We start from the raw sequence: 14,212 nt of genomic DNA on the forward strand, positions 1-14,212 counted from the left end.
GGCGACATTGGGGAGGCGCTGCGTCGCGTATCTCAGATACCCAGCGCCGGCCGGTCGCCCCGCAACCGCTGTTCCTTCAGCCGCCACGACCAGGCCGCGGCCAGGCAGGTCCCCGCGTACGCGCTGCCCACCAGCAACCAGGTGATCAGCCCGTGGCCGAGTGGTTCGGCGCCGGTCAGCACCCATACCATGAGTAACGCACCGCCGGCGACCCCGCAGCTCATCGCGACGATGTAGGCGTTGGCGACCCGCCGCGACCGGCGGTCGGCGCGCAGCACCCGCAGCACCCGCAGACCGGCCAGCCACAGGTAGGCGGTGGTGCTGACCAGCAGCAGCCAGTACCCGGCCAGCCACCCATCCGGTCTGGCGTCCAGGATGTTCGGTGTCTCGGTGCGCAGCGCGTGGGTCAGGATGATGCAGGTCGTCATGCCCGGGACCACGACGGTGACTATCGGCTGTACCCAGATCCGCATCCAGTCCGCTCGGTCGGCATCGGTGAACACACCGCCGAGCAGCGCCGACAGGGCGCAGACCTGGGAGGCGAGCAGGCACAGGTCGCCGGCGCAGGTGTCCAGGTGCCAGATGCCGGTCAGCGCATGGCCGAAGCTGCCGATCACGCCGCTGCTCTGCGGCGAGATCAACGCGAAGCCGACGACGCACAGGATCACCGAGAGCGTCAGTGGCCGTTCGGCGCTCGACGCGAGGGTGTGCCGGCGCGCCCAGATCGCGTAGCCCGCCGCCGCCACCGCGCTGGCGGCGACCAGCTCGACCGGGGTCATAGCGATCGGATGGGCCGTGCCTGCGTCAGCCGCGGCCGGCCGGCTTTCTGGGGCCGCCCGGTTGCGGCCGGGTGGGTTGCCACGGCAGGGTTCGGCTCGCGGCGCATCGACGCGATGACGTCGACGGCGTCGCGGTAGGCGTTGTAGCGCTGCTGCAGCTCGCTGTTGAGGCTGGTGACGTCGAGGTAGCCGAAGTCGACCTGCAGGACCGTCTCGTCGACCCCCAGCCGGTCGGCGAGCTGACGCAGCTCGTCGAAGGTGGGGAAGTCCGGCCGGTCCTTGCGCCGGCTGTAGCTGCTGGCGGGCAGATCGAGCGCCTCGGCGATCTCGCTGTCCCGGACGGCCCTGGAGAGCAGTCGGCTGAGGCTCAAGCGGATGGTTCGGCCGTCACAGTCGGTCTTGGGCATGGCGTAACGGTAATCCGGCCGCTGAGCCGGTGCAATGGTGTGGATGTCCGGCCGACGGTAAGGCGATCCATAGAGTTCGATCCGTGACCGGGCCGTGGTTCGGGCGTGACTAATGACTAGCACTGTTGTCTGTGTTGTTTTCGTTTCGCTCGATCGAGGGGGTTATCCGTCGATGAATCTGTTCACCAGCCGCAAGACGCTGCGGCCATCCCTCCGAGGCTCCGTCACCGGTGCCGCGATGCTGGCCGTCGCCGGGACCGTCGGCGTGGTCGGCGCAGCCCCGGCGTTCGCCGACGAGCCGGCTCCGGTGCCCGCTCCGGCCCCGGCGCCGGCGGCCGGGCCGCCTGCCACCGGTCCGGGCGCGGTCAGCCCCGACTCGTTCCTGCAGGTGCTCAGCTCGATGCTGGAGCGGGTGGCACCCGGCGCCGGGGCGATCGTGCCGTCCACCATGACCCCGACCAGCCCCGGTACCGGAGTCACCGGAGCGGTGCCGGCCAACCCGGTCAACCCCGCTCAACCGGCCGTCCCGGCCGACCCTGCGTCGGCCACTCAGTAGCCCGGCGACGTCACCCGGTGGGGTGAACGTGTAGGTCTCGCCGTGCGCCAGGTAGACGAACCGGGTGGCCGTGGCCGACCTCTCGGCGGCCTCCTTGAAGTCGTCGAGCCCGGAGACGAACACCGAGAAGTCGTTGTAGTGGATCGGGATGGCGGTGCGCGGCTTAGTCTCCACCGCCGGCACTCCCATCTCGCCGGTCATGGTGACGACGGTGACCAGGAACGTGGTGCCGCCGGTGTGGATCAAGCCGAGGTCGATGTCGGGGAAGCGGCGCGGGATCTCCTCGAGACCGTCGATCAGCATGGTGTCGCCGGTGATGTAGGGCCGGTAGAGGTGCTCTTCCTGGTCCCGGCTGCAGAAGTCCAGCAGGTGCCCGTTGACCGGCATCAGCAGATTGTCGACCTCGTCGTCGGTGGCGTGCTTGGCCGGCATCGCGGTGATCTTCACCGTCGCCTCGCCCTTGTGCAGGTCGAGGCTCTCCCAGGTCGCCAGCGGATAGCCGTTGGTGAAGCCGAGTGCGCCGAGCTTGCCCACCGCGTCGGCGGTGGAGACGATCGGCAGCCGCTTGTCGAGCTGCTGGGCGGAGACGTCGTCGAAGTGATCGCCGTGGTAATGCGACAACACGATCAGGTCGATCGGCGGCAGATCCGAGATCTGACAGGCCGGCTCCACCTCGCGCCGCGCCCACACCCCGTGGCCCAGGTAGACGTGCTGGCCTTTGTGCAGGAACGCCGGGTCGGTCAGGATCGTCAGCCCACCGAACGTGATCAGCGTGGTGGCGTTACCGATGAAGTAGACCTCGCCGGTGTGGAAATCCGCTGCGCCGTCGCCGGTCAGCTCCAGACAGGCCATGCACCCGAGCGAGTCGGCGCCGGGGTCCGGACGGGCGCCGTGGGACGTCGATCCTGTCGAGTGCCTCACCGAGCTCGGGGACCGGGATCGCGCCGAGCGCGGCGTCGCCGGTGGAACGCTGCCAGCGCCGGGTAGGTTTTCGGAGATGCGGCCACTGCCACCGCATCCGGCCCACGGCGTTGCGCTTGGGAAGCCGCGTCGCGCCGGCTGCGGTGACCTCCGGCGTCATCTGTGAACGGCCGGAACTCATGGCACGATTGCTGGGTGGGCATATACGGCAGAGCATGTCTCGTTGGCGCTGCGGCACTGCTGGGTTGGGCTGCACCCAGTACCGCCGCCCCGCCGGTATCCGCCGTCGACCCGGCTTGTCCGGATGTCGAGGCGGTCTTCGCCCGGGGCACCGCCGAGGAACCCGGCGTCGGCCCGGTCGGGCAGGCGTTCATCGACGCTCTGCGCGCCAAGGTGGGGGAGAAGTCGATGGTGGTCTACGCGGTCAGCTATCCGGCGACCGACGACTGGCCGACCGGCATCGAAGGCATCCGGGATGCGAGCACCCATATCCAGTCAGTGGTGGCGGCCTGCCCCAAGGCCAAGGTCGTTCTCGGCGGCTACTCCCAGGGGGCGGCGGTGGCCGGGTTCACCACCGCCGACACCGTACCGGAGGGAGTCGACGGTGTCGACGTGCCGCGGCCGATGCCGCCCGAGGTGGCCGATCACATCGCCGCGTTGGTCTTGTTCGGCAAGCCCAACAACCGGGCGATGAGCTTCCTCGGCCAGCCGCCGGTGGCCATCGGCCCGCTGTACGAGGCCAAGACCATCGAGTTGTGCGTGCCCGAGGATGCGGTCTGCTCCGAGGGCCTGGATTTTTCCGCGCACAACCCCGACACCTACGGCGCCCTCGTCGACGAGGGAGCCCGCTACGCGGCCAGCCGCCTCTGAGTCGGACCGGCGGGCTGACGGCCGTGGCGCCATGAACGCGCCGTCGCCTTCGGCACCGCCGATGCCGGTCGCTTGATGCGGCGTGGCGCGAAGGCCTCAGACCTCGAGGATCGAGGCGAGCGTCTCGATGCCGCTGAGCACGGCTATGTCCGCCACGGCCGAAGTCGCCGCGACACCGGCTCGGGTAGCCAGGCCGGGTGCGGAGACTGTGATCGACGCCACGACACGCCGGTCGCGCGACCGTTTGACCCCGGCAGAACCCTCATGCATCATGGACAAAGCAAGCACCTCGTTAGGTGAGGCGTCTGCACGGATATAGGCCACTGACCCCGAACGTCGAAAGACGCCCCCGGTCAGGACAGTTCTTCCCGGCTTAAGGGTTGAACCCAAGTGGCTTCCGGAGTGTCGGATACGCCGTGCAGTGCCGAAGCTCGACGAGAGGGGTGCGGTCTTCCGATGGTCGTCGGAGCTGCCCTCCTAGCATGCGGTGAGAATCGGCACGTAGCCACGTGCCCGCGACCGAGAGGAGGTGAGGGACGAATGAGTTCCGGTGATAGTCCGAGTCGACATCTGACGTCTGTTCCGTCCCCATCCGAACGGTCGCATACCGCCTCCAGCTGAGCCCCAGGCCTCTGCGGCGCGCGCCACCGTTACGCGACTAGGAGGCCATCATGGTTGCAATCGCCTACACCGACATCACCACCCCAGCTCCGCGCGCACACGCGCCGAAGAAGCTGGAGCGCCGGCCGGCCCAGAGCCACCAGGACCCGGTGGTGGACATGACCACCCGCCTGTTGAGCGTTCCGCTGCACCAGATGTACGCGCTGCTGTGGCGCGCCGGCCTGCTGGTCGCCGACGACTGATCGGGTTAGTCCGCACTCTTCGGCGACAGTTCCCCAGAAGGTAACCCGGAGTTAGCCGGCTCGCCGCGTCGCTGCCGCACCGTTACGGGTGTGTCCGCCCACGATGTTCTGGCCGACTCGATGGCCTTGGTGCTCGCTCGGTTGCTGGCCGGGCCGGTACGTGAGGGCTACGCGGTGTTATGGCGCTTCGGGTTGCTGGAGGCAGAGACGCGGCCGGGTAGCGGGGAGATCCGCACCCGGTCGCGTCCTTCGTCTGCGCCGGCCGGCGGGTCGGTCCGGGCCGCGTAGATGCCGCGGCGATTACGCCTCTTCCAGCGCCTCGCCCAGCTGCTCGAAGAGTTCGCTGCGGTGATTGCTGGCCAGGACATGCCCGGCGGCGACGGCGATCGCCACCGGCCAGTCGATGATCTCGAACGCGGCCAGCATCGCCAGCCCGCCGTAGTAGGCCAACTGCTCCGGTCGCGGGACCGTCACCCGGCCGAACACCGGGAGCTCGACGGCGAAGGTCTCGCTCCGGCGGATGTGCTCCACGGCCTCGCGTTGCGACGTGCTGCGCCGCGCCTTGTTCACCGCCATCTATCTGCCTCCTGGTGCCGACGGGCGGTGCCCGGATCGGACCGCGCCGTTGCCGTTAACCCCATTGTGCACAACCCGCAGCCGCGGCGTGGTCTCCGGCGACTCGGGCGCGGCGCGGCCGTCGGGCCGGCCGTCACCGGTCTCCGGTCCGGGTGCCGCCGCGGGTTCCTCGGCCGGCTCGGTCTCCGCGGGGTTCTGCTCGGGCTCCGACGGGGCCAGCAGCGCCGGGAAGACCCGCGGCACGATGGCCGCGCCGACGGTGGCCGCGCCGGCGGTGCTCAGCGCCTGTGCCCAGCCGATCGGACCGAGCGGGGTGCAGCCCAGCAGCTGGCTGATGCCCGGGATGCTGATCAGCGTCCCCATCGCGACCAGCGATCCGGCCGCGGTCGCCACCACCAACCAGTCGCGCGAGTCCAGCAGGGTCTGGCCCAGCTGTGCCGAGACCAGCGAGACCAGCGCCACGGTGGCGGCCCGGCGTTGCCGGCCGGTGAGCGACGCCAACGCCCAGGCCGCCGTCGCCGCACTGGCGGTGGCCACCCCGCGCACCGCGACCGTCCGCCACAGCAGCGACGGGTCCGGGCCGTGCCGACCGGCGGTCATCCGGTTGCTCGGCGGAGCGACCGCCAGCGCGGTCGCCGGCAGCGCATCGGTGAGCAGGTTCACCAGCAGCAGTTGCCGGGTGTTCAGCGGCGAGCGGCCGGTGACCGCGCTGCCGATGATGGCGAAGACCACCTCACCGGCGTTGCCGCCGAGCAGCACCGCCGTCGCAGCCTGCACCCGCTGCCACAGCTCGCGGGCCTCGTCCAGCGCATCGACCAGGGTGTGGATCTTGCCGTCCAGCAACACCACGTCGGCGGCGGTGCGGGCCGGGTCACTGCCGTGGGTGACCACGCCGATGCCGATGGTCGCCGCCCGGATCGCGGCCGCGTCGTTGGCGCCGTCGCCGACCATCGCGCAGACCTTGCCGGTGCGCTCCAGGGTCTGGACGATCTGCACCTTGTTCTCCGGCGACATCCGGGCGAACACCACCTTCTCTGCGACGGCGCGCTCCTGTCCCTTGCGCGGCAGGGCGTCCCATTCGGCGCCGCCGATCACCTGGTCGGCGCCGACCGGCACCCCCAGTTCACGGGCGATCGCGGCGGCGGTAATCGGGTGGTCGCCGGTGATCAACCGGATCGGCACCTGCCGCCGGTACAGCTCGGAGAGGAGTTCGGCGGCCTCGTCGCGCGGGGTGTCCGAGAGGCCGAGCAGCCCGACGAACTCCAGCCCGTCGGTGCAGAATTCGGCGATCTCGTCGGGTTCCGGGTCTTCGCCGAGTTGCCGTCGCTGCTGCGCGGTGAGCCGCCGCCGGGCGACGGCGATCACCCGCAAGCCGCCGGCGGCGTAGTCGGCCACCTGCTTCGCGGCATTCTTGGGCGTCTTCGCGCAGCTGGCCAGCACCACCTCGGGAGCGCCCTTGACGGTCAGCTCGTCGCCGGAGACGGTCGCCGAGAACGGCCGGCCGGACCGGAACGGCAGGTGCGCTTCGGTCTCGTCATCATCGGGTTCGACGCCGTTCGCCGCCACCGCGGCCTCGACGATCGCGGTGTCGGTGGCGTGCGCGTGCGGCTGGCCGTCGGTGTCGGGTGCGGCGTCGGCCGCGCAGCGCAACACCTCCTCGCGGGAGTGCCGTGGCGCCGCGTACACCTCGGTCACCCGCAGCCGGTTCTGGCTCAGCGTCCCGGTCTTGTCGAAGCAGACCACGTCGACCCGGCCCAGCGCCTCCACCGAACGGGGCACCCGAACCAGCACCCCGGAGCTGGTCAGCCGCCGGGCCGATGCCTGTTGGGAGAGGGTGGCCACCAGCGGCAGCCCCTCCGGGATGGCCGCGACGCTGACCGCGATGCCGGAGGAGACTGCCTGCTTGAGCCCGGCGCGACGCAGCAGCCCTAACCCGCTGACCAACGCCCCGCCGGCCAGGCTGATCCGCCACGCCTTGCCGGTGAGCAGGCTGAGCTGGTGCTGCAGCCCGACCGCGGTCTGGTCGGCGGCCGCCAGCTCCGCGGCGCGGCGGCCGTAGGTGTCGGCGCCGGCCGCGGTCACCACCGCGACCGCCGTTCCGGTCACCACCGTGGTTCCGGCGTAGATCATGCAGGCCCGCTCGGCCAGCTCTGCCCCGGGCGTCGCCTCTTCCTGCTTGGTCACCGACAATGACTCGCCGGTCAGCGACGACTCGTCGACCTCCAGATCCTCAGCCTCGATCAGCCGGCCGTCGGCCGGCACCACCTCTCCCGGCCGGACCTCGATCAGGTCGCCGGGGCGCAACGCGTCGGCGACGACGCTGTGAGACTCGCCGCTCGGCAGGATCTTGCGGGCCCGTGGAATCTGCTGGGTGAGCAAGACGTTCAGCCGCCGCTCGGCCACCAGCCGCTGGGTGGCGGCCAGTGCGGCGTTGCCGCCGATCACCGAGCCGACCAGCACCGCGTCCACCGGCGAGCCGAGGATCGCACTGGCCGCCGCGCCCAGCCCCAGCACCGGGGTGATCGGGTCGGAGAGCTCGGTGCGCACCGCGCCGGCGAACTGCACCAACGTCCGGCGCGGCGCGTCGAACAGCTGCATGCCGCGGCCGGTCAGCCGCAGTGCGGCCAGCGCGGCTCCGACGGCCGGTGAGTGCCGAGCCGGGATCACCGGGGCCGCCTGATCCGGTTGCGGCAGCAGCTCGCGGACCTGCTCGACCGACATGGTGTGCCACTCGTGCGCCGCCGCCGGGCGGGGCGCGGGGGCTGCCGCCATCTTCCGGCCCAGCCAGTAGCCGGTGAACGCTCCGGCCGCCGCGCCGGTGGTGATCGGGCCGGGTCCGCGGCCGCGCACGCCGGGCAGCATCAGCAACGCGCCGAGCGCGGTGGCGCCGGTGGCGATCTCCACTCCGCGGCGGCTGACCGACCGGGCGGTCGGCAGCGCGTGCAGCACTCGCCAGGCCGCCGCCAGATCCGGCAGCAGCAGATCGGCGCAGAACGGCGGCGATCCGTCGGTCGGGGTGACGCCCAGCGCCACGTCGGCGGCGGTCAGTGCCGGCACGCTGGTCGCCGAGAGCACTGCCACGTCGTGGCCGTCGCGCTGGTAGGCGGTGACCGTCGCGGTCAGTGCGGCGTCCAGCGATCCGGTCCCGGCCGGATGCAGCTCGTCGAAGATCGGCCGCAGCTCGCCCAGGGTGTCGACGTCGACCGAGATCACCTCCACGTCGGCGCGCCGAGCCTCGGTCACCACCGCGGCGGCCAGCGGTCGCAGCGCCGGCTGGATCAGCGCCTCCGGGGTGCCGGCGCCGGCGATCGGGTACCAGCCCGGCCGTAGGTCGGGGTCGGCGAGCCGGTCCTGGGCCTGGGTCCAGACGGTGACCAGCTCGTCTTCGGCGGCGCCGCGGACCTGCACCACTCGCAGTGTGTCGCCGCAGAGCACCCGCGGGTCGATCACCACCACGGTGACCCGGTCCAGCTCGCGCAGGCTCTCCCGGCGCAGGGTCAGTGCGCCGTGCTGCTCGGCTAGGCCGCGGCCGAGTGTCGCCGCGAACGACTCGCGGGCGGTCCGTACGGCCTTGGGCGCGGTCACCGCCACCGCGGTTCCGGCGGCGTCCGGGCTGCGGCTTGCCACGCCGACCACACCGGCACCGATCGCCTGCAGCAACGCGCTGCGCTCCGCGTGCCGTTCGACCGGCCCCTGCGGCCGCGGCGCGGGCCGCGACGCCGGGGGGATCTGCGGGTGATCGGCGTATGCGGCCAGGCCGGGTTCGCGCCGCCGCCACGCCTGTGTCGCGGCGCGCTCCTCGCCGGCCTTGAACGCCTCGACGGCAAGGTCCACCGCCAGCGACGACGGCGCCTCGTTGAGCACGTGCACGCCGGCGGTGACTAGGGCGAGCAGGGTGTCGGTCACCGGCTTGCCGATCCGGTCCTCCAGCACCCCGCGCAGCCGTGGCTGGTAGTCGACGGCCACCACCAGCGATTCCAGCCCCAGCGGCAGACCCGGCAACCGCAGCAGGCGGCCGGCCGTCGCCATGCCCAGGCCGACCACGTTGGCACCGAGGCTGGCCGCCCGCATCGCCTGGGCCATCCCGTCGCCGGGCAGGCTGACCGGTTGCGCGTGCCGGGCCGCCGGGGCCGCGGAACTGAACAGCTCTTCGGCGTCGCTGACCAGCCGGCACAGCTCCCGCACCGAGACGGCGTCCGGGTCGGCGGTGTCGAGGTCGACCACCAGCCGCTCCAGCGGGTAGTTCAGCCGCGCTGATTCGACCCCGGGTGCGGCCCGGGCCACGCTGAGCACGGCGGTGCCCAACTCGGCGCCCGCGGCACCATGCAGGCCGCGCACCTCGATCCAGGCGCGGTCCTCGGTGATCGAGCAGCGTCGGGACATCGGCCCGGCGAAACCGCGGGAGAGGGATCTGGCCTGGCGGGACAGGATCTTCGTGGTCTGCCGCGCGGGCAGTGTGGCCAGGCTGACGCCGGCGCCGGCGATCGACCCGGCCGCGGTGGCCGCCGCGGTGGTGGCCTGCGCGGAGGCGCCGACCAGCGCCGTGGCGGCTCGGATTCCGGTGGTGATCGCGCGGATCGGGAACGACGGTCTTCGGGCGGATGAATCGGTATTCACACGCGCCCGACTAGATGCGGCCACGCGGGGTGCTGTTGCGCGCTCGCTGCGTCGATGTCGATTTCTTCGTCGGACGGCGCCGCGGGGCCGTCGACTTCGCGGGCTTTGCGGCCGTGGCCGATCTGGCGGATTTGATCGGTGTCGCCGCCGGCGCCTTGGCGGCGGCCGGCTTCGCGGACTTGGCCGGGCGCGACGGGGCGCCGTTGCGCCGCTTGTTCAGTTGCTGCATCACCAGCGCGGTACCACCAACCGCCACCAGCACCGGCCACTCGACCAACCCCGCGACACCGAGCGCGCCCATGGTCAGTGCCGCCGCCGGAGCGGAGTGGCTACCCTTGCGCAACCCGCGCTGCACGCCGGCCGCCGCGCCGCTGACGCCACCGAACACCCCGTTGACCGCCGCGCCACCGACCGCCCCCGCCGTCTCGGTGGTGATGGTCGCGGCACGACCGACAGCCCGCGTTACCTTCTGCACCGCCCCGCCGACGGCATTCATGGTCGATCCCATCCTTTGGTCAGGCACGCCGAACAATATTCATGGTGCGACCATCTTACGCACTCGCGGCGGCGACAGGATAAATAAACACTGAGCAACTGCGGCGTTATCCGCCGTTGTGATCAATACGACGACAAGAGCGCTACGGCTCCCCGCCGCCGATCTGCACCACCACTGGGGCGTGGTCGCTGGGCGACTTGCCTTTCCGCTCCTCGCGGACGATCTCGGCCCCGGTGACTCGGGCCGCCAGCGCCGGCGAGGCCAGAATGAAGTCGATCCGCATGCCCTGCTTCTTCGGGAAGCGCAGCTGGGTGTAGTCCCAGTAGGTGTAGACCCCGGGGCCGGGGGTGAACGGGCGCACCACGTCGGTGAACTGGGCGTCGACCAGGGCGGCGAACGCCGCGCGCTCCGGCTGCGAGACGTGGGTGGCGCCGTCGAAGAACTCCATGCTCCACACGTCGTCGTCGTGCGGGGCGATGTTCCAGTCGCCGACCAGCGCGATCGGTGTTGACGGGTCGTCGCGCAGCCACCCTTGGGCCGTATCACGCAGCGCGGCAAGCCAGTTGAGCTTGTAGACGTAGTGCGGATCCTCCAGGGTGCGCCCATTGGGCACATACAGGCTCCAGACCCGCACTCCGCCGCAGGTGGCGGCCAGCGCTCGGGCCTCCACGGCCGGCTCGACACCCGGCTTGGCCGCCCAGTTGGGCTGGCCGGGGAAGCCGACCTCGACGTTCTCCAGCCCGACCCGGGAGGCGATCGCCACCCCGTTCCACTGGTTGAACCCGACGTGGGCCACCTCGTAACCCAGTTCGTAGAACGGCAAGGTGGGGAACTGCTCGGCCGTGCACTTGGTCTCCTGCATGGCCAGCACGTCGATATCGGCGCGGGCCAGCCAGTCGGTCACCCGGCCCACCCGGGTGCGGATCGAGTTCACGTTCCAGGTGGCCAGCCGCAACGCAGTCACCCAGCCACCCTAGATCGTCCGATGGCGGTGATCCGCGGCGCGTGACTTCGTCGCGCTTGCGATCACCGGTGGGCCGATGGCGGTGATCCGCGGCGCGTGACTTCGTCGCGCTTGCGATCACCGCTACGGCCGCAGCAGCCGGGCATCGAGGTAGTGGGTGCGGTGCTGCGGGGTGAATCCGATCACCCGGTAGAAGTCGAGCGCGGCGGTGTCGTCGTCACGAGTCTGGGCGTAGCCGCGGGTGGCGCCGTGCTCGCTGCCCCAGGTCTGCAGCGCAGCGCAGACGGCGCGGGCGTGGCCGCGACCGCGCTGGTCGCCGGCGACCCGTACCGCCGACAGACCCAGCCAGCGGGTGCCGTCGGCCGACTCGGTGACCACGCCGCGGCCGACCGCCACCCCCGGGATCGACGCGAAAACCACCTCGCCGCCGGCCACCGCGGTCAGTACGTCGACCGGCACGTCGCGGGCGTAGCCGGCCAGCCAGTCGCCATCTGGGTGCGACGCCAACACAACCGGTGCCTCGTTGTCGACGTCGGTCGCCAAATCGCTCACCAGGGTGCGGGTCTCGCATTCGGCGGGCACGCCCTCCGGCAGCCGCAGCAGGCGCTCAGGCACCGCGAGCCGGGCCGGCAGCCCGCGCTGGGCGTACCAATCGACGATCGCGGGCACCGTAGCGGCCTGGGCGAACATGTCCAGCGGCACAGCGGAGTTGGCCCGCAGTGTGGCACCGTGTCCGGCGCGCAGCAACCAGCCGTCCAGCCACTGGTGCTCGCTGCCCGGCCAACCCAGCGCGGCGGCGTGCTCGACCGCGCGGATCGCCGAGTTCTTCACCGGCCGGTCGGTCAGCCGCCGCACGTAGAGCACGTCGCCGAGCCGGAACTCGTGCACCTCACCGTCGGCGGAGCGCACCCGTACCCGCGGTCCGGCCTCCACCAACTCGCCGACCACGTCGGCCATCGGCGGCTCGGCGCCGGAAGGCCGCAGGTAGCGCAGGCTCACCCGGGTGCCCACGGCGGGCAGCTCGGGCGGCTCGGTGGGCGGGGTCATCAGTGGCCGAACGGGTCGGGCACTTCGCCGGGCGTCCAGGACAGGCCGGGCACGCCCCAGCCGTTGGCCTTGACCGTCCGCCGCGCGGCCCGGGCGTACCGGCCCACCAGCCGGTCCAGGTACAAGAAGCCGTCCAGGTGCCCGGTCTCGTGCTGCAACATCCGGGCGAACAGCCCGGTCCCCTCCAGCTTCACCGGGTTGCCGGCGGCGTCCAGCCCGGTCACCCGCGCCCAGTCGGCCCGCCCGGTGGGGAACGATTCGCCGGGCACCGACAGGCAGCCTTCGTCGTCGTCGTCCGGGTCGGGCATGGTCTCCGGGATCTCCGAGGTCTCCAGCACTGGGTTGACCACCACGCCGCGCCGCCGGGCGCTGCCCCGGGACCGGTCGTCGGCACAGTCGTAGACGAAGACCCGCAGGCCCACCCCGATCTGGTTGGCGGCCAGGCCGACACCGTTGGCCGCGTCCATGGTCTGATACAACGTGTCGATCAGGTCGGCGAGGTCGGCCGGCAGCGATCCATCATCGGCAACCGGCACCGGGGCGGTGGGGGTGTGCAGGACGGGATCGCCCACGATCCGGATGGGTGCGACGGCCATGATGGGCCTTAGCTTAAACGGGCGCCGCCGGGCGCCGGTTTCCGTGGCCACATACCTCCCGTTCGTCCGTTGTATCGTTTACCCGAGATCATGGAGTGATGATGGCTGACCAGTTGTCAATCAGTCCGGAAGCCATGATGGCCGCGGCTCAGTTTCTGGCGGATCAGGCCGGCCAGTTGCAGGCGGAGCTTGACACCGTTGTCCGTGACTGGGGCGATTTTTCGTCGACGTGGACCGGCAAAGCGGCGTCGCAATTCCGGCTTCCGTGGGAGGAATGGCATGACGGCGCGAAGAAGGCGACCGCGATCCTGCATGAACGTTCGCAGCTGTTGACCCGCGTGGTGGCTCTGATGGTCGAACACGAGAGCACTGCGGCGCAGGTGCTGAGTTCACTGCCACAGCAGGAGCCGATGTTGTGAGCACCCATCGCGGCCTTCGCGATCCGTCCCGCTGCCTTGGCGAGTTCGATCAGCCGTCGGATGATCCCTGCCAACCGCGTGGCCAACAATGCGGCACGGCCACCGACGACGAACTGACCCCAGACCTCTCCGCCGATGAAGAACAACAGGTCGACCACAACTTCAGTGACGCCGAGTTCGATCGCGGCGTCCGTGAGATCTGAAATCAACTCGTGATGCGCGTCGTCGATTGCGCGGGCGAGGTCGCTGCATGTTGTGCCAAGGTCGCCGCAGGCGTCGACGAAGTCGTTGTCGCTGTCCTTGAGGCTGGTCAGATACGCCGTCGCGGATGGGATCTGATCGGAGTGCTGGGTGTCCAGAGATGTCGAGGCGGTGCCCAGCGAAGTGGCGGCGTTCGCAAAGGCCGAGCCGGTATGGCGCCACAGGGCCGCGGCGGCCCGAAGCTCCGTCGGGTCACCATTCGGCCAGGCGTAGCCGACCGTCTCCTTGATGGAGTTCCACACGGCACCGGCCGGGCCACCGGGCCCGCCCTCGCTCGTCGGCTCCGGCAGCGGCGATGTACGGGGTCACCGTCAACGACGGGGCGCGCTCCACGGGTGGGGGAGCCGGGGGACGACGCCGAGCCGGGTGTGGAGGTCGCGGGGCGCGCTCCACGGGCGGGGGAGCCGGGGTGATCTCTTCACCACTGGCGGCAGCTTCGGCGTCGGCATGGTTGGCACCGTTGGCTTTCACCACGTCAGCGGCGCCACCTGCGAGATCCACCAGGGTGCCACCGGCCTGGATGGTTTGGCGGGCCGGATCGTCGTAGCCAGCGGCGAACTCTCGGCCGGTCTGATCGGAGCCGGCCATCCCGTTGTGGCCGGGGAGGTCTCGGAGGAGGGTGTCCAATGCGGTCTTCATCGCGGACGCGGCACCGTCAACTGTCTGACCTGTCGTAGACCTGCGTATCTACACTTGTCGTCGCCCTCACCCCCGGCCGTCATGCCGCCGCGGCCCTACATAGTACTTGAGTTTCGCAGTTACGGGGCAGCTGTGACGGATGTGATTGAAGTTACTTGAGCGTGTCGGCGTGACCTTGCTGTGACTATGACGAAGCATCGG

14 protein-coding genes, 1 pseudogene and 1 riboswitch are annotated in these 14,212 nt (G+C 71.0%); of the genes and pseudogenes, 4 read left to right on the top strand and 11 right to left on the bottom strand.

The window, feature by feature from the left end:
* Window positions 1–32: 32 nt before the first annotated feature.
* From AC2VNT_RS05640 to AC2VNT_RS05650, 3 genes are all read right to left on the bottom strand, one after another.
* Window positions 33–779 (bottom strand): hypothetical protein, encoded by a 747-nt coding sequence (locus AC2VNT_RS05640; protein WP_486945919.1) that lies wholly within the window; start codon window positions 777–779, stop codon window positions 33–35.
* The gene (locus AC2VNT_RS05645) at window positions 776–1,186 is read right to left on the bottom strand and encodes a hypothetical protein (protein WP_486945920.1); all 411 of its coding nucleotides are present in this window, start codon (window positions 1,184–1,186) and stop codon (window positions 776–778) included. The genes AC2VNT_RS05640 and AC2VNT_RS05645 overlap by 4 nt, the downstream gene beginning before the upstream one ends.
* Before the next feature lie 109 nt (window positions 1,187–1,295).
* Window positions 1,296–2,594 carry an MBL fold metallo-hydrolase gene (locus AC2VNT_RS05650; protein ID WP_486945921.1) on the bottom strand — a complete coding sequence of 433 codons (1,299 nt, stop codon included), beginning with the start codon at window positions 2,592–2,594 and terminating at the stop codon, window positions 1,296–1,298.
* A gap of 264 nt (window positions 2,595–2,858) precedes the next feature.
* Between AC2VNT_RS05650 and AC2VNT_RS05655 the strand changes: the two genes are divergently transcribed.
* On the top strand, window positions 2,859–3,533 hold the full coding sequence (locus AC2VNT_RS05655; protein WP_486945922.1) for a cutinase family protein: 675 nt from the start codon (window positions 2,859–2,861) through the stop codon (window positions 3,531–3,533).
* A 96-nt stretch (window positions 3,534–3,629) separates the two neighbouring features.
* Here AC2VNT_RS05655 and AC2VNT_RS05660 read toward each other — a convergent pair whose 3' ends face one another.
* Entirely contained in the window at window positions 3,630–3,857 is a 228-nt protein-coding gene (locus AC2VNT_RS05660; protein WP_486945923.1) for a hypothetical protein, read from the bottom strand.
* Window positions 3,815–3,983, top strand: a riboswitch (M-box (ykoK) riboswitch). It overlaps the preceding gene by 43 nt.
* A gap of 221 nt (window positions 3,984–4,204) precedes the next feature.
* Here AC2VNT_RS05660 and AC2VNT_RS05665 point away from each other — a divergent pair.
* A complete protein-coding gene (locus tag AC2VNT_RS05665; protein ID WP_486945924.1) occupies window positions 4,205–4,396 on the top strand; it encodes an Rv1535 family protein in 192 nt (63 codons plus the stop codon).
* Between the two features lie 90 nt (window positions 4,397–4,486).
* Entirely contained in the window at window positions 4,487–4,684 is a 198-nt protein-coding gene (locus AC2VNT_RS05670) for an Rv1535 domain-containing protein (protein WP_486945925.1), read from the top strand.
* A gap of 12 nt (window positions 4,685–4,696) precedes the next feature.
* Here AC2VNT_RS05670 and AC2VNT_RS05675 read toward each other — a convergent pair whose 3' ends face one another.
* From AC2VNT_RS05675 to AC2VNT_RS05700, 6 genes are all read right to left on the bottom strand, one after another.
* Window positions 4,697–4,972, bottom strand: coding sequence for a hypothetical protein (locus AC2VNT_RS05675; RefSeq protein ID WP_486945926.1), 276 nt, complete (start codon window positions 4,970–4,972; stop codon window positions 4,697–4,699).
* Window positions 4,973–9,589, bottom strand: coding sequence for an HAD-IC family P-type ATPase (locus tag AC2VNT_RS05680; protein ID WP_486945927.1), 4,617 nt, complete (start codon window positions 9,587–9,589; stop codon window positions 4,973–4,975).
* A 10-nt stretch (window positions 9,590–9,599) separates the two neighbouring features.
* A complete protein-coding gene (locus tag AC2VNT_RS05685; protein ID WP_486945928.1) occupies window positions 9,600–10,085 on the bottom strand; it encodes a hypothetical protein in 486 nt (161 codons plus the stop codon).
* Between the two features lie 142 nt (window positions 10,086–10,227).
* The gene (locus AC2VNT_RS05690; RefSeq protein ID WP_486945931.1) at window positions 10,228–11,040 is read right to left on the bottom strand and encodes an exodeoxyribonuclease III; all 813 of its coding nucleotides are present in this window, start codon (window positions 11,038–11,040) and stop codon (window positions 10,228–10,230) included.
* A 132-nt stretch (window positions 11,041–11,172) separates the two neighbouring features.
* Window positions 11,173–12,096, bottom strand: a complete 924-nt coding sequence (locus AC2VNT_RS05695; protein ID WP_486945929.1) for an N-acetylglutamate synthase, CG3035 family — start codon at window positions 12,094–12,096, stop codon at window positions 11,173–11,175.
* The gene (locus AC2VNT_RS05700; protein ID WP_486945930.1) at window positions 12,096–12,692 is read right to left on the bottom strand and encodes a peptide deformylase; all 597 of its coding nucleotides are present in this window, start codon (window positions 12,690–12,692) and stop codon (window positions 12,096–12,098) included. The genes AC2VNT_RS05695 and AC2VNT_RS05700 overlap by 1 nt, the downstream gene beginning before the upstream one ends.
* 137 nt (window positions 12,693–12,829) lie before the next feature.
* Between AC2VNT_RS05700 and AC2VNT_RS05705 the strand changes: the two genes are divergently transcribed.
* Window positions 12,830–13,111 (top strand): WXG100 family type VII secretion target, encoded by a 282-nt coding sequence (locus AC2VNT_RS05705; protein WP_486945932.1) that lies wholly within the window; start codon window positions 12,830–12,832, stop codon window positions 13,109–13,111.
* An 83-nt stretch (window positions 13,112–13,194) separates the two neighbouring features.
* Here the strand turns inward: AC2VNT_RS05705 and AC2VNT_RS05710 are convergent.
* A pseudogene (locus AC2VNT_RS05710) lies at window positions 13,195–13,614 on the bottom strand (WXG100-like domain-containing protein); the annotation flags it as partial.
* Window positions 13,615–14,212: the final 598 nt, after the last annotated feature.

Source organism: Mycobacterium sp. TH-M15, from assembly GCF_057473705.1.

What these genes read in the sequence shown, in the direction of transcription:
- AC2VNT_RS05665 (WP_486945924.1), top strand. Translation starts at nt 4,205, where the DNA reads ATGGTTGCAATCGCCTACACCGACATCACCACCCCAGCTCCGCGCGCA.
- AC2VNT_RS05675 (WP_486945926.1), bottom strand. Translation starts at nt 4,972, where the DNA reads ATGGCGGTGAACAAGGCGCGGCGCAGCACGTCGCAACGCGAGGCCGTG.
- AC2VNT_RS05700 (WP_486945930.1), bottom strand. Translation starts at nt 12,692, where the DNA reads ATGGCCGTCGCACCCATCCGGATCGTGGGCGATCCCGTCCTGCACACC.
- AC2VNT_RS05640 (WP_486945919.1), bottom strand. Translation starts at nt 779, where the DNA reads ATGACCCCGGTCGAGCTGGTCGCCGCCAGCGCGGTGGCGGCGGCGGGC.
- AC2VNT_RS05645 (WP_486945920.1), bottom strand. Translation starts at nt 1,186, where the DNA reads ATGCCCAAGACCGACTGTGACGGCCGAACCATCCGCTTGAGCCTCAGC.
- AC2VNT_RS05695 (WP_486945929.1), bottom strand. Translation starts at nt 12,096, where the DNA reads ATGACCCCGCCCACCGAGCCGCCCGAGCTGCCCGCCGTGGGCACCCGG.
- AC2VNT_RS05705 (WP_486945932.1), top strand. Translation starts at nt 12,830, where the DNA reads ATGGCCGCGGCTCAGTTTCTGGCGGATCAGGCCGGCCAGTTGCAGGCG.
- AC2VNT_RS05650 (WP_486945921.1), bottom strand. Translation starts at nt 2,594, where the DNA reads ATGGCCTGTCTGGAGCTGACCGGCGACGGCGCAGCGGATTTCCACACC.
- AC2VNT_RS05685 (WP_486945928.1), bottom strand. Translation starts at nt 10,085, where the DNA reads ATGAATGCCGTCGGCGGGGCGGTGCAGAAGGTAACGCGGGCTGTCGGT.